The organism is Caldinitratiruptor microaerophilus (assembly GCF_025999835.1).
Lineage (GTDB): Bacteria > Bacillota > Sulfobacillia > Symbiobacteriales > ZC4RG38 > Caldinitratiruptor > Caldinitratiruptor microaerophilus.
This window is the reverse complement of record NZ_AP025628.1, coordinates 2,892,144-2,914,125: the sequence shown is the minus strand read 5'-3', so window position 1 is coordinate 2,914,125 and position 21,982 is coordinate 2,892,144. Positions and strand designations below refer to the sequence as shown.

Sequence of the window (21,982 nt, the reverse complement as noted above, 5' to 3'; positions counted from 1 at the left end):
GCGTGTCCGGATTTCCTCCCCCTCTAGGAAGGCCCCGGCCCTTCCCCGGGAGGACGTGAAGCATCAAGGGCGAGAAGCCCGCGTGCCCCAAGCCATCATGAGGAGGTACATGAAACAAGATGGTCGGAGCCTGGATTGCGTTCGCAGCTGCCCTCTCCATCGCCCTCGCGGCCCTCGGTGCGACCTTTGCCCAGGGCAAGGCGACCGCGGCCGCCATGGATGCGATCTGGCGGCAGCCGGAGGCCGCAGGTGACGTCCGGGGGGCCCTGATCATCGCCCTCGCCCTCATGGAGGCCGTCGCCATCTACGGCCTGCTCGTGGGGATCCTGCTCTGGCTGCGCATTCCCGCGGCCTAGTCTTCGTGTCCGGGGGTGGGGCGACCGGGACTCTCCCTGGTCGCCCCCGACTGGAGAGGGGGGGAACCACCTTTGGCTCCCGCAGACTTCCTGTTCACGCTCGCCGCGGAGACCGCGGCCGAGGCCGGCCACGGAGCAGGCGGGCTGAACCCGTTTCCTCAGCTGAACCACCTGATCTGGACCGTCGTCAACTTCCTCGTCCTTCTCTGGCTGCTGAACAAATATCTGTACAAGCCCCTGCTGAAGGTCGTCGCCGACCGCGAACAGGAAATCGAGAACAACCTCAAGCGTGCCGCGGCCGACCGGGCGGAGGCCGAGCGGCTGCGGCACGAGTTCGCCGAGCAGGTACAGGGCGCCCAGCGGCAGGCCCAGGCGATCATCGCCGAGGCCACCCGGGGGGCTCAGGCCGAGGCCGACCGGATCCTGAACGAGGCGCGGGAGAAGGCGGCGGCGGAACTGAGCCGGGCACAGGAGGCCATCCAGGTCGAGAAGGAGCGGGCCCTGGCCGAGCTCCGCGCCGAGGTCGCCTCGCTCGCCGTGGCGGTGGCGGGCCGGGTCATCGAGCGCTCCCTCACCGACGAGGATCACACCCGGCTGGCCCAGAAGTTCGTGGAAGAGGTAGGGAAGAACTGATGCTGGGTGCCTCCCTGGCGAGGCGATACGCCCGGGCCCTCTTCGACCTGGCTCGGGAAGCCGGGCAGGTGGAGGAGGTCGGCGAGGCGCTGGACCGGGTTCTCCAGACCCTGGCGGAGCGACGGGACCTCCGGGCTCTGTGGGAGCACCAGGAGGTTTCGGCGCGGGTGAAGCGGTCGCTGGTCGAAGAGGTGCTGGCAGCCGAGGCCCCCGCCCTGGTCCGGAACTTCCTTTCTGTCCTGGTCACCCGGCGCCGGGAGCGCTGGCTGGAGGCCATCCGCGGCGAGTACGAGCGACTGGCGGACGAGGCCCTTGGCCGGGTGGAGGTCGAGGTGCGGTCCGCCGTGCCCCCGACCGCCGACGTCCTGGGCGCCCTGGAGGACCGCCTGGGCCGGAGGCTGGGCAAGCAGGTCCGGTTCCGGGTCCGGGTCGAGCCGGAGCTCATGGGCGGGCTCGTGGTCCGCGTGGGCGACGTGCTCTACGACGGCTCCGTCCGCACCCGGCTGGCCCGGATGCGGGAGCGGCTCGCCCGGGCCGGCGCCCCGCCGTCGTGACCGCCCCGATCCGTGATCGCCCCAAGCGGGAAGACAGGGGTGAGGTAGAGCGTGAGCATCCGTCCTGAAGAGATCTCCTCGATCCTGAAGCAGGAAATCGAGAAGTTCTCCACGGAGATCGAGGTCAGCAACGTGGGCCGGGTGATCCAGGTCGGCGACGGCATCGCCCGCGTGTACGGCCTGGAGAGCGCCATGGCCAACGAGCTGCTGGAGTTCCCCGGCGGCGTCCTGGGCATGGCCTTCAACCTGGAAGAGGACAACATCGGCGTCGTCATCCTGGGCCCCTACAGCCACATCAAGGAGGGCGACGAGGTCCGGCGTACGGGCCGCGTCGTCGAGGTCCCGGTGGGTCCGGAGCTCATCGGCCGGGTGGTGAACTCCCTCGGTCAGCCCCTGGACGGGAAGGGCCCGATCCAGGCGAAGCTGTACGACCGGGTCGAGAAGATCGCCCCCGGCGTCATCACCCGCAAGTCGGTGCACGAGCCCCTGCGGACGGGCATCAAGGCCATCGACGCCATGACCCCGATCGGCCGGGGCCAGCGCGAGCTCATCATCGGCGACCGCGGCACCGGCAAGACGGCCATCGCCGTCGACGCGATCCTGGCCCAGAAGGGCGAGGGCGTGGTCTGCATCTACGTGGCGATCGGCCAGAAGGCGTCCACCGTCGCCGGCGTGGTGAAGGTGCTCGAGGAGCGGGGGGCGATGGACTACACCATCGTGGTCAGCGCCACCGCCTCCGACCCGGCGCCGCTGCAGTACCTGGCGCCCTACGCCGGGTGCACCATGGGCGAGTACTTCCGCGACCGCGGCCAGCACGCCCTGGTGATCTACGACGACCTGTCCAAGCACGCCGTCGCCTACCGCGAGATGTCCCTCCTGATCCGGCGCCCGCCGGGTCGCGAGGCGTACCCGGGCGACGTGTTCTACCTGCACAGCCGCCTGCTGGAGCGGGCCGCCAAGCTGAACGACGAGCTCGGCGCGGGCTCGCTTACGGCGCTGCCGATCATCGAGACGCAGGCCGGCGACGTCTCGGCGTACATCCCGACGAACGTCATCTCCATCACCGACGGCCAGATCTACCTCGAGACCGACCTGTTCTTCGCCGGCGTGCGCCCGGCCATGAACACCGGCCTCTCCGTGTCGCGGGTGGGCGGCGCGGCGCAGATCAAGGCGATGAAGAAGGTCGCCGGCAGCCTGCGCCTCGACCTGGCGCAGTACCGAGAGCTGGCCGCCTTCGCCCAGTTCGGCTCCGACCTCGACAAGGCGACGCAGGCCCGCCTGATCCGGGGGCAGCGGATGGTCGAGCTCCTCAAGCAGCCGCAGTACCAGCCCCTGCCCTTCGAGGAGCAGGTGGTGGCCATCTTCGCGGGCACGAACGGTTTCCTGGACGACATCCCGCTCGACCAGGTGCGGGCCTTCGAGACCGGCCTCATCCGCCACCTGCGGGCGAACACCACGCTCCTCAGGGAGCTGGCGGAGAAGAAGGACTTCGTGGACGACCTGGAGGCCCGGCTGAAGCAGGCGATCGCCGACTTCAAGGCGGGCTTCACGAAGGGCGGCCAGGCCGGCCGTGAGGCCGCGGCGGCGAGCGCCTGAGGGGTAGTGAGCGGTGGCGGAGAACAAGAAGGCCATCCTCCGGCGACGCCGGGCCGTGGAGGCGACCCGCAAGATCACCCGGGCGATGAAGCTCGTGGCGGCGGCCAAGCTCCGCCGGGCCCAGGAGCGGGCCCTGGCGGCCCGGCCGTACGCCCGGGAGCTGGCCCGCCTGCTGCAGCACCTGGTCGCGGCGGGAGCCGGGGCTCAGAACCCGCTCCTCACCCGCCGGGAATCCCCGAGCCCCCAGGTGGCCTACGTGGTGATCACCGCGGACCGGGGCCTGGCGGGCTCGTACAACGTGAACGTCCTGCGCGCGGCGCAGGCGGCCCTGCGTGCGGAGGTGCGGCCGGTGCGGCTGGTGACCATCGGCCGCAAGGGCCGGGACTTTTTCACGAAGCGCGGCCTGAAGCCGATCCGGGAGTGGGTCGGCATCGGCGAGGAGGCGCGCTGGCCGCTGGCGCAGGAGATGGTGCGAGAGCTGATCGACCTCTACCTGAAGGGCGAGGTCGACGAGGTCCGCATCATCTACACCGAGTTCATCAACGCGGTGCAGCAGCGGCCGCGGGAGATCGTGCTCCTGCCGGTGACCCCGCCCGGCGCCCAGCCGCCGGGGGACCACGAGCAGGCCGCCGTCGAGTACTTCTACGAGCCGAACGCCGAGCACGTCCTGGGCCAGCTGGTGCCCCGCTACGTGGAGACCGTGTTCTTCCAGACGCTCCTGGAGGCCAAGGCCTCGGAGCACGGCGCCCGGATGACGGCGATGGGCAACGCGACGGACAACGCCACGGAGCTCATCGCGCGCCTCACGCTGCAGTACAACCGGGCGCGGCAGGCGGCCATCACCAAGGAGATCGCCGAGATCGTGGGTGGCGCGGAGGCGCTCAAGTAGCCCCCGGGCCGCGAGGAGGGAGATCGGTTGAGCGAGGCGATGGGGAAGATCCTGTCGATCATGGGCGTCGTGGTGGACGTCGAGTTCCCCGAGGGCCAGCTCCCCAAGCTCTATGACGCCCTGGTCATCGAGGGCGGCGGCGAGAAGGGCGACATCAACCTGACGATGGAGGTCGCGCAGCACCTGGGCAACAACGTGGTCCGCTGCGTGGCCATGTCCTCGACCGACGGCCTGCAGCGCGGCACGCCGGTCCGCAACACCGGCCAGCCCATCGCCGTGCCGGTCGGCCGTGAGGTGCTGGGCCGCATCTTCAACGTGCTGGGCGAGCCCATCGACGGCGGCCCGCCGGTCGTCACCGCCCGGCGCGAGCCCATCCACAAGAAGCCGCCCGGGGTCGCCGAGGTCAACCCGGCGACCGAGATCCTGGAGACGGGCATCAAGGTCATCGACCTGGTGATCCCGTTCGCCAAGGGCGGCAAGATCGGGCTGTTCGGCGGCGCCGGAGTGGGCAAGACCGTCATCCTGCAGGAGCTCATCCACAACATCGCCTTCGCCCACGGCGGCTTCTCCGTGTTCTGCGGGGTCGGCGAGCGGACCCGCGAGGGCAACGACCTCTACCACGAGATGAAGCACGCCGGTGTCCTGGACAAGGTGGCCATGATCTTCGGCCAGATGAACGAGCCGCCGGGCGCCCGCCTGCGCGTGGGCCTGACGGGCCTCACCATGGCCGAGTACTTCCGGGACGAAGAGGGCCAGGACGTGCTCCTGTTCATCGACAACATCTTCCGCTTCACGCAGGCCGGTTCCGAGGTGTCGGCGCTCCTCGGCCGCATGCCCAGCGCCGTCGGCTACCAGCCCACCCTCGGCACCGAGATGGGCGCGCTGCAGGAGCGCATCGTGTCGACGAAGACCGGCTCGATCACCTCGGTGCAGGCCGTGTACGTGCCGGCGGACGACCTGACCGACCCCGCGCCGGCCACGACCTTCGCGCACCTGGACGCGACCCTGGTTCTGAGCCGCCAGATCGCCGAGCTGGGCATCTACCCGGCGGTGGACCCGCTCGACTCGAGCTCCCGGATCCTCGACCCGAACATCGTGGGCCAGGAGCACTACGAGGTCGCGCGCGGCGTCCAGACGGTGCTGCAGCGGTACAAGGAGCTGCAGGACATCATCGCCATCCTGGGCATCGACGAGCTGTCGGACGAGGACAAGCTCATCGTCGCCCGGGCCCGGAAGATCCAGCGGTTCCTCTCCCAGCCGTTCCACGTGGCCGAGCAGTTCACCGGCTTCCCCGGCAAGTACGTGCCGATCAAGGAGACCGTCCGGGGCTTCAAGGAGATCCTCGAGGGCAAGCACGACGACCTGCCGGAGCAGGCCTTCCTCTACTGCGGCACCATCGACGAGGCCGTGGAGAAGGGCAAGAAGCTCCTGGCCGAGGTGGGCTAGCGCATGGCGGCGCTCCAGCTGACGGTCATCACCCCCGAGCGCACCGTGCTGCGCCAGGTCGAGACGGGCGCGGTGGTGCTGCCCGTGGTGGACGGGTCGATGGGCATCCTGCCCCGCCACGCCCCGATGGTGGCGGCGCTCCGCATCGGCGTGCTGAAGTACCGGACCGCCAGCGGCCGGTACGAGCCCGTCGCCGTCGCCGGCGGCTTCGCCGAGGTCACCGGGCAGAAGGTGACCGTGCTGGCGGAGGCCGCCGAGCAGGCGGACGAGATCGACGTCCTCCGGGCGAAGGCGGCCCGGGAGCGCGCCGAAGCCCGGCTCCGCCAGCGCGGCGCCGACATCGACGAGGCCCGGGCGCGGGCGGCCCTGCAGCGGGCGCTCGTGCGCCTGCGGGTGGCCGAGGAGGCCGGCGTGCGGCGGGGCGAGTAGGCGCCCGCCACGGCCTCACACCTCCGCCGGGGCCGCCGTGCTCCGGTAGAGGTCTTCGCACATGTCCACCAGGTCCTGGACGGTGCGGACGTGGTAGATCCGGCCGGCGTAACGCCCGACCACGGTCTGCCACACCTCGCCCAGGTCGTAGATCGGCAGCTCGATCAGCCCCGAGCGCAGGCTCCCCACCGCACGGAGGGGGGCCTGCGCCGCGCGCGGGGGCCCGGTGGCCGCGCGGGAGGCCCGGCCCCGGGCGCCCAGCGCGGGGTCGGGCGTCATGATCACGATTTCCCGGGCGCGGGCCCTGAGCCACGCCATCTGGGTCTCGATCTTCTCGTACTCGCCGCGCCCCAGGGACACCTTGCCGTCGGTGGCGATCACCACGTGCGTGTGCGGGTCCACCGTCGCCTGCGCCCGGATCTCCTCCAGGGAGGTGCCGAGGCGGGTGCCGGCGTTCCAGGAGGTCGCCGCCCGGGCGAGGGCCGACACGCGCTCCTCGAACGTGCCCGCACGCCGCAGGAAGGGCGTTGCCCGGGTGGCGTGCTCGGAGAAGACGTAGCTGTCGACGTCGAACCAGAACCCGAGCAGGTGGAAGAAGTACAGGGCCACCGACGTGTAGCGGTGCATGGAGTGGCTGACGTCCCCGATCACGAGCACGCGCGCCGGGTGCACCCGGCGGGGGACGGGCAGCTCCCGCCGGGCCCAGTAGAAGGTGAGGACGTGTCCACCGTACCGGGGGATGTTGCGGCGCAGCGTCTCCTGCACGTCGAGCCGGGTGCGCCGCTCGACCGGGCGGAACGTCTCGCCGGGGGAGAGCCAGCGGCGGGCCAGGCGCTCGACGAGCCGCGGCAGCTCCTCCGCCTGGAGCGGCCGCAGGCGGCGGAGCTCCTGCTCCAGCACCTCCTGCAGCGAGAACCGGCGGTTGACCTCCTGCACCACGGTCTCGACCCGTGACCCTGGGCTGGCCCGGGAGCCGGGGGCGGCCGCGGGTCGATCCGCACGCGCATGCCCGGGGCCGGCCCAGAGGAGGGTTCGCCGGCGCGTCCCGACGCTCATGGGCACCAGGGTTCGCTCACCCGGCACGGCCCGGTGGGCGGCCCCGTGCGGGCTGTCGGCGTGAGGGGACTCCCCGCCGCCGGGCCCGGCCGTCCGGCCGGTCGCGTCCGCCGCCGCGGCCCCGGCAGACGGCCGGCCCGGCGCGGCCACGAGGAACAGGTTGTTCGGATCGGCGGGCCGCAGGAGGAAGCGGAGGAGGCGGAGGGCCGAGCCGAGGTAGAGCGCCAGCAGGGCGAGGAGCTCCCGGAGGCGCGCCCACGAGGCCGCGATCCGGCCCGGCCAGGCGGCGATCACCCCGCCTTGTGAAAGGTGTCGTACCACCGGCGAAGCGCCTCCTTCACCATGGCCACGTCCTCCGGCCACTTGGCCAGGAAGCCGATGGTGAGGTCGACGGACTGCGGGGTGATCTGGCCGCCGGCGACGTCCACCAGGGCCCGGCACCACTCCAGCGCCTCGGCGATCGACGGCTTCTTCTCGAGGTTCAGCTGCCGCACCTGGTGGACGATCCGTGCCACCCGGGCCGCGAAGTCCAGCGGGACCCCCGCCCCGTGGCGCAGGATCTCGGCCAGCACGCCCTCGTCCGGGAAGGTGAGGTCGAGCCACACCGTCCGCCGCATGAAGGCCGGGTCCAGCTTCTTGTACTCGTTCGAGGTGAGGAAGATGTAGAGCGGCGCCGACGCCCGCAGCGTCCGGGTGCCGCCGGACATGTTGTGCACCACGAGCTCCTTGCGGTCGAGGTAGCGCAGGAAGAAGTTCGTGGTGTGCTCGTTGAGCTTGTCGACCTCGTCGACGCGCACGACCGTGGGCCGGTCGGCGAGGAGGCTCTGGAGGAGAGGGGTCGGGGTCAGGTACTCGAGCGTGTAGAGGTCGGGGGGCGGCCCCGAGCCCCGGTACGCCTGGGCGTCGACGATCTGCTTGAACCCGTTCCACGAGATCCCGATCTCCTCCGCTTCCAGGTGGCTGTGACACGCCATGTCGATGAAGCCGAAACCGAGGCCCTTCGCCAGCGCCTCCGGGAGCAGCGACTTGCCGATCCCCGGCTCGCCCCGGATGCCCACGGGCTTGCCCTGACGCAGGTAGACCCAGAGGCGCTGGGTCTGCAGGCGGTCCAGGAAGTACCCCTGCTCGCGCAGGACCTGCTGCAGCTGCTCCGGCGAGAGGTCCAGCATCCGGTTTCCCTCCTCCCGCACCTGCACCCGGGCGGCGGCCAGCGCCTGCCGGTTCTCGACCTCCCGGCGGACGAGCACTCCCCACCCGCCCCGGCGAGCGGCCAGGCCGAGGGCTGTCGCCAGAAGAGCCAGCAGAATGAGGAGCAGTGCAGGTACAGGCAACGATCGGCACCTTCCGACCGAGTTTTCCGTCACCACATGCGATTCCAGCGAGAACGGTTCGATTGGGACTTCGCTATCTGCGTGTAACCTCCTCCCGGGGCATACGCTCCTGGCCTTCCCCATAGGCATGGAGTGGACAGGGAGGGGCGCCCCGTGCGAAGGCTCTTGACCACCTGGGCCGGTCTGGCGGCCCTGGTGCTGGTCGTGCTCCCGTCGCTCCTGGGCCGGGGGTGCACGGCCCGCACGCCCCCGCCGCAGGCAAGCCCGGAGGGCGGGCTCACCGTGTCCGTCTACTTCCCTGACACCGGCCAGATCCGCACCCTGCCGCTCGACGAGTACCTCGTGGGGGTGGTGGCCGCCGAGATGCCGCCCCGCTTCGCCGACGAAGCGCTGCGCGCCCAGTTCGTGGTGGCCCGGACGTACACCGTCAAGCACATGCGGCGCTTCGGCGGGGGCGGGTGCAGCCTCGAGCCCCGGGCCGACGTCTGCGCGTCCCCGGGCGCTGGACAGGCCTACACGGACTTCGACGCCCTGCGGCAGAAGCTCGGCTACTGGGCCGCCCGCCGTTACTGGACCCGGCTGCAGGAGCAGGCCCGTGCCACCCGCGGCCTTCTCGTCACCTACCGGGGGCAGCCGATCGACGCCGTGTACCACGCCACCTCGGGCGTGATGACGGAGGACGCCGCCGCCGTCTGGGGACGTCCGGTCCCCTACCTCAGGCCGGTGCCCGACCCTTACGGAAAGGATGCCCCGAACTACGTCGAGGAGGTGGCGTTCGCCACCGCTGACCTCGCCCGCGCCCTCGGGATCGACCCCCGCCGCCTGGCAGGCGGGTCCGACCCACCCGTGGTCATTCTCGGCCGCACGCCCGGCGGGCGGGTGGCCCAGGTCCGGGTGGGCGGCCTGACCCTGGCCGGCACCGAGTTCCGCACCCGCCTGGGGCTCCGCTCGGCCGACTTCACCGTGCGCACGGAGCGCGGCAGGGTGGTGATCACCACGCGGGGCTACGGCCACGGGGTCGGCCTCAGCCAGTGGGGCGCCAACGGCATGGCGCGGGCCGGGAAGACGTTCCGGGAGATCCTCGCCCACTACTACCCGGGGACGGAGGTGGAACCGATCTTCGAAGGGTGATGGCAGCCGCGCCCGGGCAGCGGGAATTGCTGGGTTAACCGTCGGGACCTTCGGGCATATTAGGCCCGGAGGTGACCGCGGTGCTTCGCCGATCCCTGCATTCGCTGCGATCCCTCGGCTCCCGCCTCTGGCGGGCGATGGGCCGGACCGCCCGCGCCGTCGTCCGGGCGGCCGCCCGGGGCCGCGGCGCCGTGGCCCGGATGCGGGCGGCCTTCACCGGCGAGACCCTGCGGGCCGCCTGGCGGCGGCTTCCCGCGGACCGGCGCTCGGCCATCGGCTCCGTCGCGCTCCTCTCGCTGCTGCTCGCCGCCCTGGTGGCGTACGACCGGCCCGCTTCGGTCCGCCTCTCCCTGCCGGGGCTCTCCGGCGCCCCCGGCGCCGTCGCCCCGCCGGACGCCGCAGCGCTCCCGGCGTCCCCGGCCTCATCCTCCGGCCCCCGCCCGGCGTCCTCGGGTGCCTCCCCGCAGCCCGCGACGGACGCGACGGCCCGGCCGCCCGCGCGTGAGGCCGTCCCGGCCGCGGCGCCCGGCGCGGGGCGAGCGGCTCTGCCGCCCTTGCCGGTCGACCGGGCGCCGCTGGACCTGCCGGTCGGGGGGAGGACCGTCGCCGCCTTCGGCTGGGCGCTCGTGCCGGATGCCGGCGAGTGGCGGCTGCACGCGGGGGTCGACCTGGCGGCCGCCGAGGGCGACCCGGTGCGCGCCGCCGCGGCCGGCACCGTGGCCTCGACCGGCGCGGACCCGCTCCTGGGCATGACCGTCACGATCGACCACGGCGACGGGAGGACCACGCGCTACGCCGGCCTCGGGACCGTGGCCGTGCGCAGGGGCGACCCGGTGCGGCGCGGGCAGGTGATCGGGAACGTCGGCCGCCCCGGGCCCCTGGAAGCCGACCAGGGCCCGCACCTGCACTTCGAGGCCCGCCGGGACGGGCGCCCCGTCGACCCCGTCACCGTCCTCCGCGCCCGCTGAACCCCCTCTCTCCCGGCCTCCGGGCCCGCTGCATCTTCCCCTTCCCGCCCGAATAGGCATGTAGCAGCCCACGGGCGGGAGGGGGGCCTGAGGTGAAGGACTACATCTGGAAAAGGGTCCTTGACGTGGGCAATCACATCTTCCGCACCCGCAACACGGTGCGCGAGACCGCCCAGATCTACGGCGTGTCGAAGAGCACCGTGCACAAGGACGTGACCGAGCGGCTGCCCCGGATCAACCCGGAACTCGCAGCGAAGGTGAAGCGGGTCCTGGACTTCAACAAGGCCGAACGCCACATCCGGGGAGGACAGGCCACCCGCCAGAAGTACCTCGAGCGCTGAGCCGGAAGATCGCCTCCTGGCCGTCTGTTGCAGCTGTGTTCCAGCCTTGCCAGACCCTGAACAGGGAATCTCGCCCACCCCGGCGAATCAAGCCTGAAGGACGTCGCGGGCGCGCGTCACGCACGGCTGCGCGGGGCGGGGGGCGGAATTCGTGTTCGGCCTTGGCAGGGACGTGGGTATCGATCTCGGCACGGCCACGGTACTGATCCACATCCGGGGAAAGGGCATCGTCCTGCGGGAGCCGTCGGTGGTCGCCCTGGAACGGCACAGCGGCAAGATCCTGGCCGTGGGGGCCGAGGCCCGGCGGATGCTGGGGCGGACCCCGGGCAACATCGTCGCGACGCGGCCGCTGCGGAACGGGGTCATCGCCGACTACGAGGTGACGCGGGCGATGCTCAAGCACTTTCTCGACCGGGTGACCGGCCCCCGGTTCTTCGCCCGCCCGCGGGTGATGATCTGCATCCCCGCCGTCGTGACGACCGTCGAGAAGCGGGCCGTCCTCGAGGCCGCGATGGAGGTCGGGGCCCGCCACGCCTCCCTCATCGAGGAGCCGCTCGCCGCGGCCCTCGGCGCCGGGCTCGACGTCACCAAGCCGGCCGGGCACATGGTCGTCGACATCGGCGGCGGCACGACCGACGTCGCCGTCCTGTCGCTCGGGGGAGTGGTGCAGAGCCAGTCCATCCGCGTCGCCGGCGACAAGTTCGACGAAGCCATCATGCGCTACGTGAAGCGAGAGCACAATCTCCTCATCGGCGAGCGCACGGCCGAGGAGATCAAGATCAGCATCGCCACGGCCTCCGGCAGCCGCAACGAGGCGATGGAGGTCCGTGGCCGGGACCTCATGACCGGCCTGCCCAAGACCATCCGGCTCACCTCGGCGGAGACCCGCATCGCACTCGAGGAACCCGTCACCGCCATCGTGCAGACGGTCAAGACCGTCCTGGAGCAGACGCCGCCCGAACTCACGGCCGACATCCACGAGCGCGGCATCGTGCTCACCGGCGGGGGTGCTCTCCTGCACGGGCTGGACGAGCTCATCACCCGGGAGACGGGCATCCCCGCCCACGTCGCCGACGACCCCGCCTCCTGCGTCGCGAAGGGGACGGGGATCGCCCTGGAGCGGTACGAGACGATGGAAGACCACCTGGTGGTGCTGAAGCGCGTACTGTAACGGGCCGGCCACCGCCGGCCCGTGTGCGGCCGCATGCCCCGCTCCGCATGGATCCCGTCACGACTCTTTATTCAGGCGAGAGGTGAAAAGCCTCTTCACCTCATGGATTATGTCGCCCCACCCGGCTCGCACGGGGGCGGTCTTGTTCGCACCCCGGTGCACTTTCTTGGTGTACTTTGCGAGCCACTTCCGTATTCGAGGCACGGGAATGCTGTCCGGTGTCGCTATTTGAACTGCCAGCTTGATGAGTTTCTTGTCCGGAACCCGTAGTTCGTAGCCGTTGTCTTCAAGAAACAAAATCGTTGCAATAACGGCTGTCCGCTTGTTTCCGTTATGGAACGGATGGTTCTGGATCAGGGAGCGCATCAGGACGGCCGCCTTCATAAGCACGTCCGGGACCAGGTCCTCGCCCCCGAACGTATGCTGGGGCGCATGAAGCGCCGAGACGAGGGCCCCGGGGTTCTTGACGCCCCGTTCCTCTTCGGCATCATATAAATCACTGAAGTGCTGGTCCACTACAACGTAATGGATTACCAGCACTTCAAGTGGATCAAGGTAGCGTATTTTCACTACCGCTTGGACAACTCCCTCAGAACGTGTTCATACTTGGAAGCTGTCTTCAATACCCGCTCAAGGAAGTCACGGGGGACTTTTCGCTGCCAATCCTTGTCCAGTCCAAGCTGCTCACGGACATGGGGAGGGAGTTGAACCCTTTCGAGCCTCTCCATCACCTCGGCCATGATCTGCTCACCCTCCCTCGCACATGTGCCACGATGGTATGCGTGTTTCCGGCAGGACAACATTACCACCTTCTTGCCCTACTTGGCAACGGGCGAACAGAACTCCGGTTCCCTCTGGCACGCCTCAGACTAAGCTACTCTGTCAGCTTGCGACGACGACACCGTGTCAAGTCGAGTTTGGGCACTCACGGGGACCGGCAAATCACGGACTGCCGGCCGGGCCGCCGTTTCCCGCCCGAACATCCTTAATGGCGGGCGCATCCCCGTCGATACTGTAAGTGGTGGAAAGCTCGCTTGCACTGGGGGGCACCCGCTTGCTCCGCGGCATCTACGCATCGGCGACCGGAATGATTGCCGAGGCCCGCCGGCTCGACGTGATCACCAACAACGTGGCGAACGCCGCCACCACGGGCTACAAGCCGGACGCCGTGCGCGCCCGCCCCTTCGCGGACGTCCTCGTCCAACGCCTTGACGACCGCGACGGCACCGGCCGGATCGCCCCGCCGGCACCGGTGGGGCGGCTCGGCATGGGCGTGCAGACCCCGGAGACCGTGACCGTCCTTGCCGACGGCCCCCTGCGCTTCACCGGCCGCGCCCTGGACCTTGCGCTGCAGGGCGACGGCTTTTTCACGGTGGAGGACGCCCGGGGACAGCGCTTCTACACGCGAGACGGTGCCTTCCGCCTGGACGCCGAGGGTTACCTCGTCACCGCATCCGGCCACCGGGTGCTGCTCGAGAGCGGCCAGCCCGTCGCCGCCGGCGGAGCCGGCGCGGGCCGGCGGCCCGGGGGCGAGGAGGCCATCCAGGTCGACTCCGACGGCACCGTCCGGGCCGGCGGCGAGGCCCTGGGCCGGCTGGCCATCGTCTCCAGCCAGGAGGTGCCCGGCCTCCGCAAGGTCGGGGCCAACCTGTGGGCGCAAGGTGAAGGCTCCGTGCTCCTGGCCCGTGTGGCCCGGTCCGAACCGGCGGGCGGTGCACCGGCCGGCGGCGCCCGGCCGTGGACCCTCCTCGTGGGCTACCTCGAGGGTTCCGGCGTCGAGCCCGTCCTCGAGATGGCCGATCTCATCGCCACCATGCGGGCCTACGAGGCGAACCAGCGGGCGCTGAGGATGCAGGACGAGGCCCTGGGCCGGGCGGCCAACGACGTCGGCCGGGTCGGGTGACGCACCCGGCCGGGCGGACCCGAATTCCCCACGGAGGCGAGATCCGTGATCCGAGCCCTGTACAGCGCGGCCGGCGGCATGCTGGCGCAGCAGATCCAGCTCGACGTGGTGGCCAACAACCTGGCCAACGTGAACACCACCGGCTTCAAGAAGAGCAGGGCCGAGTTCGCCGATCTGTTCTACCAGGCCCTCTACCCGCGGGCAACCGGGGCGCGGATCGAGGTCGGCGCCGGCGTCCGGCCCGTCGCCACCACCCGGATCTTCACCGGTGGGCCGCTCAACCCCACCGGGCAGCCCCTCGATCTCGCCATCGAGGGCGACGGCTTCTTCATGGTCGAAGACGGCGACGGCAACCGGTTCTACACGCGGTCCGGGTCCTTCCGGGTGGACGCCGAGGGCAACATCGTCAACGCCGAGGGCTACAAGCTGCTCGACGACGGGGGAAACCCTCTTGATTCCGTCCCCGAGAACACTGTCTCCCTGTCGGTTTCCGCGGACGGGACGGTCTATGCCTATGTGGACGGGGACACCGATCCCAAGGAACTCGGCCAGGTCGGCCTGGCCCGGTTCCCCAACCCCTCCGGGCTCCTGGCCATGGGTGGATCGCTCCTGAAGGAGACGGACGCCTCCGGGCAGCCCACGGAGGGGACCCCGGGCAGCGAGGGCCTCGGCCGGGTGCTCTCCGGCTTCCTCGAGGGCTCGAACGTCGAGGTCGCGACGGAGATGGTGAACCTCATCGTGGCCCAGCGGGCGTACGAGCTGAACGCCAAGGCCATCCAGGCTGCCGACGAGGCGATCGGCCTGGCGAACAACCTCCGCCGCGGCTAGCCCCTGACCGGCCCCCCGGGCCGGCACCCCTGTGCGGGAGGCGATGCGCATGGCAGGCCCGGCTCCCGTCGGGCGGCCTACCCCGCCGCTCCCCCCGGACATCCCGGCCAGCCCGGGCGAGGACCCCCTGCGCGCGGCGGCCCGGGAGTTCGAGGCCATCCTGTTGGAGACGGTCCTGCGCCAGATGCGGGAGACCGCCGAGGCGCTCGGCGGCGAGGACCGCGGGGTGGTGCACGGCGTGTACGCCAGCTGGATGGACCGGGAGCTGGCCCGGGCGCTGGCGGCGGGGAAGGGCCTGGGCCTCGGCGAGGTGCTGTACCGCTCGCTCGCCGGCGCGGCCCGGCCGGCCGCCCCCGGCGCAGCGCACCCGGACGGCGCCGCCGGCGCAGCGCACCCGGACGGCGCCGCCGCGCCGCCGGAGGATCGAGAGGAGGGGTCCTCTCCCCCGTGAACCGGGACGAGATCATGGCAGTCATCCCCCACCGTCCGCCCATGCTCCTCATCGACGAGGTGGTGGAGATCGAGCCCGGCCGCCGGGCGGTCGGGCTCAAGCACGTCCGGGCGGACGAGTTCTGGGTCCCCGGCCACTACCCCGGCAACCCGATCCTGCCGGGGGTGCTGCAGATCGAGGCGCTCGCGCAGACCGGCGCCGTGGCGCTCCTGAGCCAGCCCGAGTTCCGGGACAAGGTGCCGCTCTTCGCGGGGATCGACGGTGCCCGGTTCCGGCGGCCCGTCCGCCCGGGGGACACCCTGCGGCTGGAGGTCGAGATCATCCGGCTGCGCGGCACGGTGGGGAAGGGACGCGGCACGGCGACGGTCGGCGGCCAGGTGACGGCCGAGTGCGAGCTCACCTTCGCCCTGGCCGATCCCGGGGAGGTGCGGCCGTAGGGCCGTTTACGCGCGTCCGGCGTTATGCTACAATTACACCCAAACCGCATAGGATCGGCCTCTTATCCAGAGAGACGGAGGGACTGGCCCGATGAAGTCTCGGCAACCCGCCGGCCGGCGCCGAGGGTGGCCCGTCCGGGAGGGTGCCAACGCCAGCGGGGTGCGGCGTGGCGTCCGGCCCCGGCCGATAAGAGGAGCCAGAAGACTGACCTCTTCGGCTCCGAAGGGGTTTTTTCTTGTGTGGCGAGCAGAAACTCGACGGAGGGGGCGCACGACCTCATGACGAAGCCGCGCGGCCGCTACCTGTTCACCTCGGAGTCCGTGACCGAGGGGCACCCGGACAAGGTGGCGGACCAGATCTCGGACGCGATCCTGGACGCGATCCTGGCTCAGGACCCCGGGGCCCGGGTGGCGTGCGAGTGCCTTCTGACCACGGGCCTGGTCGTGGTGGCCGGAGAGATCAGCACCCGGGCCTACGTCGACATCGCCCGCATCGCCCGCGAGACCATCCTCGACATCGGGTACACCCGGGCGAAGTACGGCTTCGACGGGTCGACGTGCGGCGTGGTGACGGCGATCGACGAGCAGTCGCCCGACATCGCCATCGGCGTCAACACTGCCCTGGAGGTCCGAGAGGGAGGCGGGGACCGGGAGGCCGCGCCCGGCGCCCTGCCGGAGGAGCTGGGCGCCGGCGACCAGGGCATGATGTTCGGGTTCGCCGTGGACGAGACCCCCGAGCTCATGCCCCTGCCGATCGCCCTGGCGCACCGGCTGGCCCGCCGGCTGGCCACCGTCCGCAAGAACGGCACCCTGCCCTACCTCCGGCCGGACGGCAAGACCCAGGTCACCGTCGAGTACGAGGACGGGCGGCCGGTGCGGGTCGACACCATCGTGGTCTCCGCCCAGCACGACCCCGACACCACGCAGGAGCAGATCCGCAAGGACATCATCGAGCACGTGATCCGGCCGGTGGTGAGCCCGGATCTCCTCGACGACCGCACCCGCTACCTCATCAACCCCACCGGCCGCTTCGTCCTGGGCGGCCCTTCCGCCGACACCGGCCTGACGGGCCGGAAGATCATCGTCGACACCTACGGCGGGTACGCCCGCCACGGGGGCGGCGCCTTCTCCGGCAAGGACCCCACGAAGGTCGACCGCTCCGCCGCCTACGCCGCCCGCTGGGTGGCGAAGAACATCGTCGCCGCCGGGCTGGCGAAGCGGTGCGAGGTGCAGCTCGCGTACGCGATCGGCGTGGCGCGCCCGGTCTCCGTGATGGTCGACACCGCCGGCACCGGCGAGCTGCCCGACGAGGAGCTGGCCCGCCTCGTCCAGCACCACTTCGACCTCCGGCCGGCGGCCATCATCCGGGACCTGGACCTGCGCAGGCCCCAGTACCGGCAGGTCGCCGCTTACGGGCACTTCGGGCGGACGGACCTGAACGTCGCCTGGGAGCGCACCGACCGGGCCGCCGAGCTCAAGCACGCCGCCGGCCTCGTCGGGGCATAGCGTCCCGGTTGCGCCGCGGCCCTGCCGCAGCGGCAACTCCACGGCTCGGGCCCTCTCGCGGCCCGGGCCTTCTCGTGCCCGTGCCCCCACGGCGCCCCGCCCCCCTCCGCCGCCCCGTGCATAGCATGGCGGTGGCAGTCGCGCTCCCGCGAGGTGGTCGGCCGTGGTCCTGCCGGGCGCGGTCCTGGACGGGCTGGTGCTCGCCCTCGCCACGTACGGGGCGGTGGTCCTGCTCTGGCGCCTGTGGGGGGCGCTCAGCGCCTGGCGGGCGCGGGCGGCACGCCCGCCCGCGCTCAGCCTCCTCGTGCTGCTGCGCAACCAGGAGGTCCAGGTGGAGGGCGTCCTGCGGGCGATCGCCGGCCTCGTGCGCACGAGCCGGATGCTGCAGCGATGTGACGTCGTGGTGGTCGACTTCGACTCCACCGACCAGACCCCGCAGATCGCCGAGCGCCTGGCCCGGCACCTGCGCGGCCTCCGCCTCCTGCGGGTCGACGACCGGAACTACCCGGGGCAGTCGGCCTGCGAGGTCGGCCTCTCCGCGTGCCAGAGCCGGGTGGTCGTGGTGCTCGACCTCATCCGCGCCACCGAGGCCCGCCCCCTCCTGCGCGCCCTCAACGTCCTGGTCGGCGGCCGCCCGCCGGAGCGGGACGAGAAGGCGGCGGTTTGATCCCGCACCAGTTACATCCAGGGAAGGAATCAGTCGTCAGGTGGCGAATCTGACAGAATGAGGTGTATCCGCATGGAGCTGCCAGGTTCGCCTCCTCGCGTGCCTCCGGGGCCGGGCGCGGCCCGGGTCCTCCGCCTGCTCTGGGCCGGCCTGGCGGGCCTCCTCTGGCCGGCGGCTTCCGCCTGCACGCTCTGCGGCGGTCCCCTTGCCGCCCCGGAGGCCGGGGAGTCCCTCTCCGCCACGGCGCTGGCCTCCCTCGCCCACGGCGTCTTCCTCGACCCGCTCGACCCCGACCCCATCTGCCCCAGCTGCCTTGCCCGGATGGCCCTCCCTGACGGCGTTCCCCTCTGCCCGGTGTGCAGCCGCCCGGTCGACGGACCCTGGGCCCTGTGCCCCGACTGCGCCGCCGGGGGCACCGGTTTCGCCGAGGTGGCGGCCCTCGGGCTCTACCGGCCGCCCCTGGACCGGGCGGTCGTGCTGCTCAAGTACCACGGCCGCCCGGGCCTCGCCGCGCCGCTCGGGCGGGCCCTCGCCGCCCGGGTGGCGGCGCGCTGGCCGGGGGCCCGGTTCGCCGCCGTCGTCCCGGTGCCGCTCCACCCTGCCCGCCGCCGGCAACGGGGCTACAACCAGGCCGAGGAGGTGGCGGCCGCGCTGGCGCGCACCCTGCGCGTGCCGCTGCGGCCGGGGTGGCTGCGCCGGCCGGTGGCCACGCCGTCCCAGGCGCACTCCTCCCGGCAGGCCCGGGCGCAGAACCTGCGCGACGCCTTCGCCGCGCGGGCGGTCCCAGCCGGGGCGCGCGTCCTCCTCGTCGACGACGTCCTCACCACCGGCGGCACCGCCGGCGCCTGCGCCCGCGCGCTCCGGGCGGCCGGCGCCGCCCGGGTCGACGTCGCCGTCCTCGCGGTCAGCCCCCGGCCGGTGTGGTAGGTGTGACAGGGGGTTAACGCCGGCCCTTCTGCCCCCGATATATCCATCAGCAGAAGGGCAGGGATGTCGCGTGCCGATCCAGTTCCCCGGCCTCCCGCCCGCCGGCTCCGCCGGCGGCGTCGAGGGGCCCAAGAAGCCGGCCCGGCCCCCCCGGGTCGAGCGCACCGGCCAGGCCGACCAGGTCCGCTTCTCCGCCCGCGCCCAGGAGGCGCTGAAGCTGCGGGAGCAGCTGGCGCGGCTGCCCGAGGTGCGGGAGGAGCGCGTGGAGGCCCTCCGCCGGCAGATCGGCGCCGGAACGTACGGGCCCGACGCCCGCGCCGTCGCCGCCGACCTGCTTCGTTCCAAGGCCGTGCCGCAGGAGTGAGGGCGATGCCGGCGGAGACCTCCACCCACGTCCGCGAGCTCATGGAGGCGATGGAGGCTCAGCTGAGCATCCTCGACGACCTCCTGGCCATCCAGCGCAAGAAGACCGACGTCCTGGTCGCGGGCCGGGCGGACGAGCTCGAGGTCCTCGTCCGGGGCGAGCAGGTCCTCATCTGGCGCCTGGCGCGCGCGGAGGAGCGCCGCCAGCACCTCCAGGAGGCCCTGGCCGGGGCGCTGGGGATCCCCCCGCAGGAACTCACCCTGCGCCGCCTCGTCGAGGAGGCCGGCGCCGACCTGCGCCAGCCCCTGGAGGCGATCCAGGACCGCTACGCCCGCACCGTCACGGAGTTGCAGAAGTGCAACAGCCTCAACCACGACCTGATCCAGAACGCCCTGGCGTACGTCGACTTCGCCCTCAGCCTGCTGCAGGGGCCGCCGCCGCAGGGCGACACGTACACGCCGGACGGGCGGCGGAGGTCGGCGGTCGTCCGCCCGTCTGTGCGCCGCCCCCGGCTTGATGGGCGTACCTAGACAGCGGGTGCCCCACCATCGGCCGAAAGCTCTTTAGGAGGGATGCCGGTGCCATCCCCGTGGCTCGGGATCGAGATCGGCCTGGGCGGCCTCCGGGCCAACCAGCGGGCTCTGGAGATCACCGGGCACAACATCGCCAACGTCCACACGGAGGGGTACTCGCGGCAATCGCCTGTATTCGAGACCACACCTGCTCTCGACTATCCCGTCGCCTCCGAGCCCGGGCAGATTGGCACCGGTGTCCACATCGCCCGGACCAACCGCTACCGGGAGATGTTCCTGGACCTCCAGTACCGCAAGCATTCGGCAAACTACGGGTACTCCAAGACCCTCGTCGATTTCTACGACCAGCTCGAGGGCGTCTGGCAGGAGCCGAGCGACTACAACCTGCGCGCCCACCTCGACCGCTTCTGGGATGCCCTGCAGGACCTGGCCAACCGCCCCGGCGCCTACGACGCCCGGGTGACGGTCATCGAGTCCGGCAAGGCGCTGGTCCAGGTGGCCAAGTCACTGCACCAGCAGATGGAGGACCTCGGCAAGTCCCTCGAGGACCGCATCCAGGCCGATGTCACGGAACTCAACCGCATGGCCAACGACGTGGCCCAGCTCAACGAGCAGATCGCCCGTGTCCAGGCCCAGGGCCAGACGGCCCACGACCTGGAGGACAAGCGGGACCTGCTCCTCGACCAGATGGCCGCCATGGCCGGTGTCCGCTGGGAGCTCACGCCCGCGGGTCGGGTGACGGTGTACATCGGAACGCACCGCCTCGTCAACGGAGCGGCCGCGGTGCCCGATCCTGTCGATGAGGTCGTGGGTGACGCCACAGGGGCTCAGTACGTGCTGAAGTGGTCGTCGGATTCTTCGGCCATTACGCTGACAAGTGGAGAACTGGCCGCCACGCTTGAGGCCAGGAATGTTTTGCTTCCATACTTTTCGTCCAAATTGGATACGTTAGTCAGCGTGGTCGCGGGCAAGATCAACTGGCAACACAGCCAGGGGTGGCCGCAGAGTGGGGACTTCTTCCGTGGGGTAAATCCGAAGGACCCCAACGCTTCCCCTCCTGAGGAGTTTACCCTGGACTGGAACTTGTTTGACGTGGACCCTGACATCGAATCGGATCCGTGGCAGATTGCCGCGGCGGCCAGCGGTCCTACCATAACGGAGTCTGACGGCGAAAACGCGCGCAAGATGGCTGCCCTGTTCGACGCGGCTCTCAGCGGCCTTGACAATAGCACGGTCGGCGAATACTACCGGGCCACGGAAGCCGACCTGGGCGTCCGGGCCCGGAAGGAGCGCAGCGTCGAGGAGACGCTTCGAATCCAGGTGCAGCAGGTCCGGACCCTGCGGGATTCCACCAGCGGGGTGACGCTGGACGAGGAAGTTGCCCGTATGATCCAGTACCAGCAGGCGTTCGGTGCGGCGGCCCGGCTGATCACTACCGTGGATGAGATGCTGGACAAGCTGATCAACGGCACGGGCGCGGTGGGCCGGTAAAGCGGGACCGACTACAGGAGAAGGAGTATCCATGCGAATCACCAACCGGATGATGGCGGGCGGGTTGCTGGACGACCTGGACCGAGTGCGCGAGCGGATGTACCGGCTGGAGACCGACATCTCCACCGGCGTGTGGCTTCACCGGCCTTCCGACGGGCCGCCCGAGGCCACCAGTGTGATGCACTACCAGGAGATCCTCGCGCGCATTAGACGATACCAGACGAACATGGGCGATGCCCGGGCGTGGATGACGACCAGCGAGAAGGCGGTGAGTGACCTCATCGAGATTGTCCACCGCGCCCGGGAGCTCACCATTCAGGGCGCTTCCGACACGAGTTCGGTCCAGTCACGGGAGAGCATTCGACAGGAGATCCTGCAGCTCCGCGACTACGCCATCCAGGTGGGGAACGCGACGTACAACGGTCAGTATGTCTTCAGCGGCTTTGCCACAGATGTGCCGCCGTTTCAGGTAGACGGCTCTGGCAACGTGGTGTACAAGGGTGACACTCAAGCAATCGAACGGGACATCGGGTTCGGGCAGCGTATGAGAGTGAATATTCTAGGTTCTCGAATCGGGGGTGACCCTGCAGACCCTAACGACGTATTCGTTGTGTTGGGCGCAATCGCCAATTCTCTCAGCACCGGCAGTAGTGCAGATTTGGAACCGGCAATCGGGCAGCTGGAGAACATTCTCGACCGGCTGCTGGGTGTCCAGGCAGAACTCGGTGCCAGGCAACGCACCCTCGAGCTTAACGAGGCCAGAATGAAGGATCTGGAAATCACGGTCGAGGGACAATTGGAAGGGACGCGCGGTACCGACATGGAAGCAACGATCATCAACTTCAATCAGATCCAACGCGCGTACCAGGTGGCACTCGCCATGGGAGCGAGAATCCTCCCCCCAACTCTGATTGACTTTCTGCAGTGATCGCTACCGCTCGCTGCAATAGCCAGCGGCGACCGCGGTCGCATGG

The 21,982-nt window shown here is 70.8% G+C and carries 26 protein-coding genes and 1 riboswitch; of the genes, 22 read left to right on the top strand and 4 right to left on the bottom strand.

Annotation, left to right across the window (positions count from 1 at the left end; genetic code table 11):
• Positions 1-119: 119 nt before the first annotated feature.
• From caldi_RS14125 to caldi_RS14095, 7 genes are all read left to right on the top strand, one after another.
• A complete protein-coding gene (locus caldi_RS14125; protein ID WP_264842395.1) occupies positions 120-356 on the top strand; it encodes an ATP synthase F0 subunit C in 237 nt (78 codons plus the stop codon).
• 72 nt (positions 357-428) lie between these two features.
• The gene (gene atpF, locus caldi_RS14120; protein WP_264842394.1) at positions 429-989 is read left to right on the top strand and encodes a F0F1 ATP synthase subunit B; all 561 of its coding nucleotides are present in this window, start codon (positions 429-431) and stop codon (positions 987-989) included.
• The gene (gene atpH, locus caldi_RS14115; RefSeq protein ID WP_264842393.1) at positions 989-1,543 is read left to right on the top strand and encodes an ATP synthase F1 subunit delta; all 555 of its coding nucleotides are present in this window, start codon (positions 989-991) and stop codon (positions 1,541-1,543) included. The genes atpF and atpH overlap by 1 nt, the downstream gene beginning before the upstream one ends.
• A gap of 51 nt (positions 1,544-1,594) precedes the next feature.
• A complete protein-coding gene (atpA, locus tag caldi_RS14110) occupies positions 1,595-3,139 on the top strand; it encodes a F0F1 ATP synthase subunit alpha (protein WP_264842392.1) in 1,545 nt (514 codons plus the stop codon).
• A gap of 13 nt (positions 3,140-3,152) precedes the next feature.
• A complete protein-coding gene (gene atpG, locus caldi_RS14105) occupies positions 3,153-4,028 on the top strand; it encodes an ATP synthase F1 subunit gamma (RefSeq protein WP_264842391.1) in 876 nt (291 codons plus the stop codon).
• A 39-nt stretch (positions 4,029-4,067) separates the two neighbouring features.
• A complete protein-coding gene (atpD, locus tag caldi_RS14100) occupies positions 4,068-5,474 on the top strand; it encodes a F0F1 ATP synthase subunit beta (RefSeq protein WP_264844817.1) in 1,407 nt (468 codons plus the stop codon).
• Between the two features lie 3 nt (positions 5,475-5,477).
• On the top strand, positions 5,478-5,903 hold the full coding sequence (locus tag caldi_RS14095; RefSeq protein ID WP_264842390.1) for a F0F1 ATP synthase subunit epsilon: 426 nt from the start codon (positions 5,478-5,480) through the stop codon (positions 5,901-5,903).
• A 15-nt stretch (positions 5,904-5,918) separates the two neighbouring features.
• Here caldi_RS14095 and caldi_RS14090 read toward each other — a convergent pair whose 3' ends face one another.
• Together caldi_RS14090 and caldi_RS14085 are read right to left on the bottom strand one after the other, a co-directional pair.
• Positions 5,919-7,280, bottom strand: a complete 1,362-nt coding sequence (locus tag caldi_RS14090; protein WP_264842389.1) for a VWA domain-containing protein — start codon at positions 7,278-7,280, stop codon at positions 5,919-5,921.
• Positions 7,250-8,290 carry an AAA family ATPase gene (locus caldi_RS14085; protein ID WP_264842388.1) on the bottom strand — a complete coding sequence of 347 codons (1,041 nt, stop codon included), beginning with the start codon at positions 8,288-8,290 and terminating at the stop codon, positions 7,250-7,252. The genes caldi_RS14090 and caldi_RS14085 overlap by 31 nt, the downstream gene beginning before the upstream one ends.
• A 153-nt stretch (positions 8,291-8,443) precedes the next feature.
• On the opposite strand from caldi_RS14085, the gene spoIID reads away from it, so the two are divergent.
• From spoIID to mreB, 4 genes are all read left to right on the top strand, one after another.
• Positions 8,444-9,421 (top strand): stage II sporulation protein D, encoded by a 978-nt coding sequence (gene spoIID, locus caldi_RS14080; protein WP_264842387.1) that lies wholly within the window; start codon positions 8,444-8,446, stop codon positions 9,419-9,421.
• An 80-nt stretch (positions 9,422-9,501) separates the two neighbouring features.
• Positions 9,502-10,389, top strand: a complete 888-nt coding sequence (locus caldi_RS14075) for a M23 family metallopeptidase (protein ID WP_264842386.1) — start codon at positions 9,502-9,504, stop codon at positions 10,387-10,389.
• 92 nt (positions 10,390-10,481) lie between these two features.
• Positions 10,482-10,730 carry a sporulation transcriptional regulator SpoIIID gene (spoIIID, locus tag caldi_RS14070; RefSeq protein WP_264842385.1) on the top strand — a complete coding sequence of 83 codons (249 nt, stop codon included), beginning with the start codon at positions 10,482-10,484 and terminating at the stop codon, positions 10,728-10,730.
• A gap of 151 nt (positions 10,731-10,881) precedes the next feature.
• Entirely contained in the window at positions 10,882-11,901 is a 1,020-nt protein-coding gene (mreB, locus tag caldi_RS14065; RefSeq protein WP_264842384.1) for a rod shape-determining protein MreB, read from the top strand.
• A 57-nt stretch (positions 11,902-11,958) separates the two neighbouring features.
• Here the strand turns inward: mreB and caldi_RS14060 are convergent, their stop codons facing one another.
• On the bottom strand, positions 11,959-12,471 hold the full coding sequence (locus caldi_RS14060; RefSeq protein WP_264842383.1) for a type II toxin-antitoxin system death-on-curing family toxin: 513 nt from the start codon (positions 12,469-12,471) through the stop codon (positions 11,959-11,961).
• The gene (locus tag caldi_RS14055) at positions 12,471-12,641 is read right to left on the bottom strand and encodes a hypothetical protein (RefSeq protein WP_264842382.1); all 171 of its coding nucleotides are present in this window, start codon (positions 12,639-12,641) and stop codon (positions 12,471-12,473) included. Before caldi_RS14055 ends, caldi_RS14060 begins: the two co-directional genes overlap by 1 nt.
• A 314-nt stretch (positions 12,642-12,955) precedes the next feature.
• Here caldi_RS14055 and caldi_RS14050 point away from each other — a divergent pair, with 314 nt between their 5' ends.
• The 11 genes from caldi_RS14050 to flgL all read left to right on the top strand — a co-directional run bounded on the left by caldi_RS14050 (position 12,956) and on the right by flgL (position 21,936).
• The gene (locus caldi_RS14050; protein WP_264842381.1) at positions 12,956-13,804 is read left to right on the top strand and encodes a flagellar hook-basal body protein; all 849 of its coding nucleotides are present in this window, start codon (positions 12,956-12,958) and stop codon (positions 13,802-13,804) included.
• A gap of 45 nt (positions 13,805-13,849) precedes the next feature.
• Positions 13,850-14,632: a flagellar basal-body rod protein FlgG gene (gene flgG / locus caldi_RS14045; protein WP_264842380.1), complete on the top strand. Its 783-nt coding sequence runs from the start codon at positions 13,850-13,852 to the stop codon at positions 14,630-14,632.
• 49 nt (positions 14,633-14,681) lie between these two features.
• The gene (locus tag caldi_RS14040) at positions 14,682-15,083 is read left to right on the top strand and encodes a rod-binding protein (protein ID WP_264842379.1); all 402 of its coding nucleotides are present in this window, start codon (positions 14,682-14,684) and stop codon (positions 15,081-15,083) included.
• 14 nt (positions 15,084-15,097) lie between these two features.
• Positions 15,098-15,520: a 3-hydroxyacyl-ACP dehydratase FabZ gene (fabZ, locus tag caldi_RS14035; RefSeq protein WP_264844816.1), complete on the top strand. Its 423-nt coding sequence runs from the start codon at positions 15,098-15,100 to the stop codon at positions 15,518-15,520.
• 59 nt (positions 15,521-15,579) lie between these two features.
• A riboswitch (SAM riboswitch) is annotated at positions 15,580-15,714 on the top strand.
• Positions 15,715-15,799: 85 nt separating this feature from the next.
• On the top strand, positions 15,800-17,026 hold the full coding sequence (gene metK, locus caldi_RS14030) for a methionine adenosyltransferase (RefSeq protein WP_264842377.1): 1,227 nt from the start codon (positions 15,800-15,802) through the stop codon (positions 17,024-17,026).
• 163 nt (positions 17,027-17,189) lie between these two features.
• On the top strand, positions 17,190-17,693 hold the full coding sequence (locus caldi_RS14025; RefSeq protein ID WP_264842376.1) for a glycosyltransferase: 504 nt from the start codon (positions 17,190-17,192) through the stop codon (positions 17,691-17,693).
• A gap of 72 nt (positions 17,694-17,765) precedes the next feature.
• Positions 17,766-18,620: a ComF family protein gene (locus caldi_RS14020; RefSeq protein ID WP_264842375.1), complete on the top strand. Its 855-nt coding sequence runs from the start codon at positions 17,766-17,768 to the stop codon at positions 18,618-18,620.
• Positions 18,621-18,690: 70 nt separating this feature from the next.
• Positions 18,691-18,984 carry a flagellar biosynthesis anti-sigma factor FlgM gene (gene flgM, locus caldi_RS14015; protein WP_264842374.1) on the top strand — a complete coding sequence of 98 codons (294 nt, stop codon included), beginning with the start codon at positions 18,691-18,693 and terminating at the stop codon, positions 18,982-18,984.
• Positions 18,985-18,989: 5 nt separating this feature from the next.
• Entirely contained in the window at positions 18,990-19,514 is a 525-nt protein-coding gene (locus tag caldi_RS14010) for a flagellar protein FlgN (protein WP_264842373.1), read from the top strand.
• Between the two features lie 48 nt (positions 19,515-19,562).
• A complete protein-coding gene (gene flgK, locus caldi_RS14005) occupies positions 19,563-21,008 on the top strand; it encodes a flagellar hook-associated protein FlgK (RefSeq protein WP_264842372.1) in 1,446 nt (481 codons plus the stop codon).
• A 31-nt stretch (positions 21,009-21,039) separates the two neighbouring features.
• Positions 21,040-21,936 (top strand): flagellar hook-associated protein FlgL, encoded by an 897-nt coding sequence (gene flgL, locus caldi_RS14000; RefSeq protein WP_264842371.1) that lies wholly within the window; start codon positions 21,040-21,042, stop codon positions 21,934-21,936.
• The last annotated feature ends 46 nt before the right edge of the window (positions 21,937-21,982 follow it).

Coding starts and splice junctions, on each gene's coding strand:
- caldi_RS14125 (WP_264842395.1), top strand. CDS start 120: ATGGTCGGAGCCTGGATTGCGTTCGCAGCTGCCCTCTCCATCGCCCTC.
- atpH (WP_264842393.1), top strand. CDS start 989: ATGCTGGGTGCCTCCCTGGCGAGGCGATACGCCCGGGCCCTCTTCGAC.
- atpD (WP_264844817.1), top strand. CDS start 4,068: ATGGGGAAGATCCTGTCGATCATGGGCGTCGTGGTGGACGTCGAGTTC.
- caldi_RS14095 (WP_264842390.1), top strand. CDS start 5,478: ATGGCGGCGCTCCAGCTGACGGTCATCACCCCCGAGCGCACCGTGCTG.
- caldi_RS14055 (WP_264842382.1), bottom strand. CDS start 12,641: ATGGCCGAGGTGATGGAGAGGCTCGAAAGGGTTCAACTCCCTCCCCAT.
- caldi_RS14040 (WP_264842379.1), top strand. CDS start 14,682: ATGGCAGGCCCGGCTCCCGTCGGGCGGCCTACCCCGCCGCTCCCCCCG.
- fabZ (WP_264844816.1), top strand. CDS start 15,098: ATGGCAGTCATCCCCCACCGTCCGCCCATGCTCCTCATCGACGAGGTG.
- metK (WP_264842377.1), top strand. CDS start 15,800: ATGACGAAGCCGCGCGGCCGCTACCTGTTCACCTCGGAGTCCGTGACC.
- caldi_RS14020 (WP_264842375.1), top strand. CDS start 17,766: ATGGAGCTGCCAGGTTCGCCTCCTCGCGTGCCTCCGGGGCCGGGCGCG.
- caldi_RS14010 (WP_264842373.1), top strand. CDS start 18,990: ATGCCGGCGGAGACCTCCACCCACGTCCGCGAGCTCATGGAGGCGATG.
- flgL (WP_264842371.1), top strand. CDS start 21,040: ATGCGAATCACCAACCGGATGATGGCGGGCGGGTTGCTGGACGACCTG.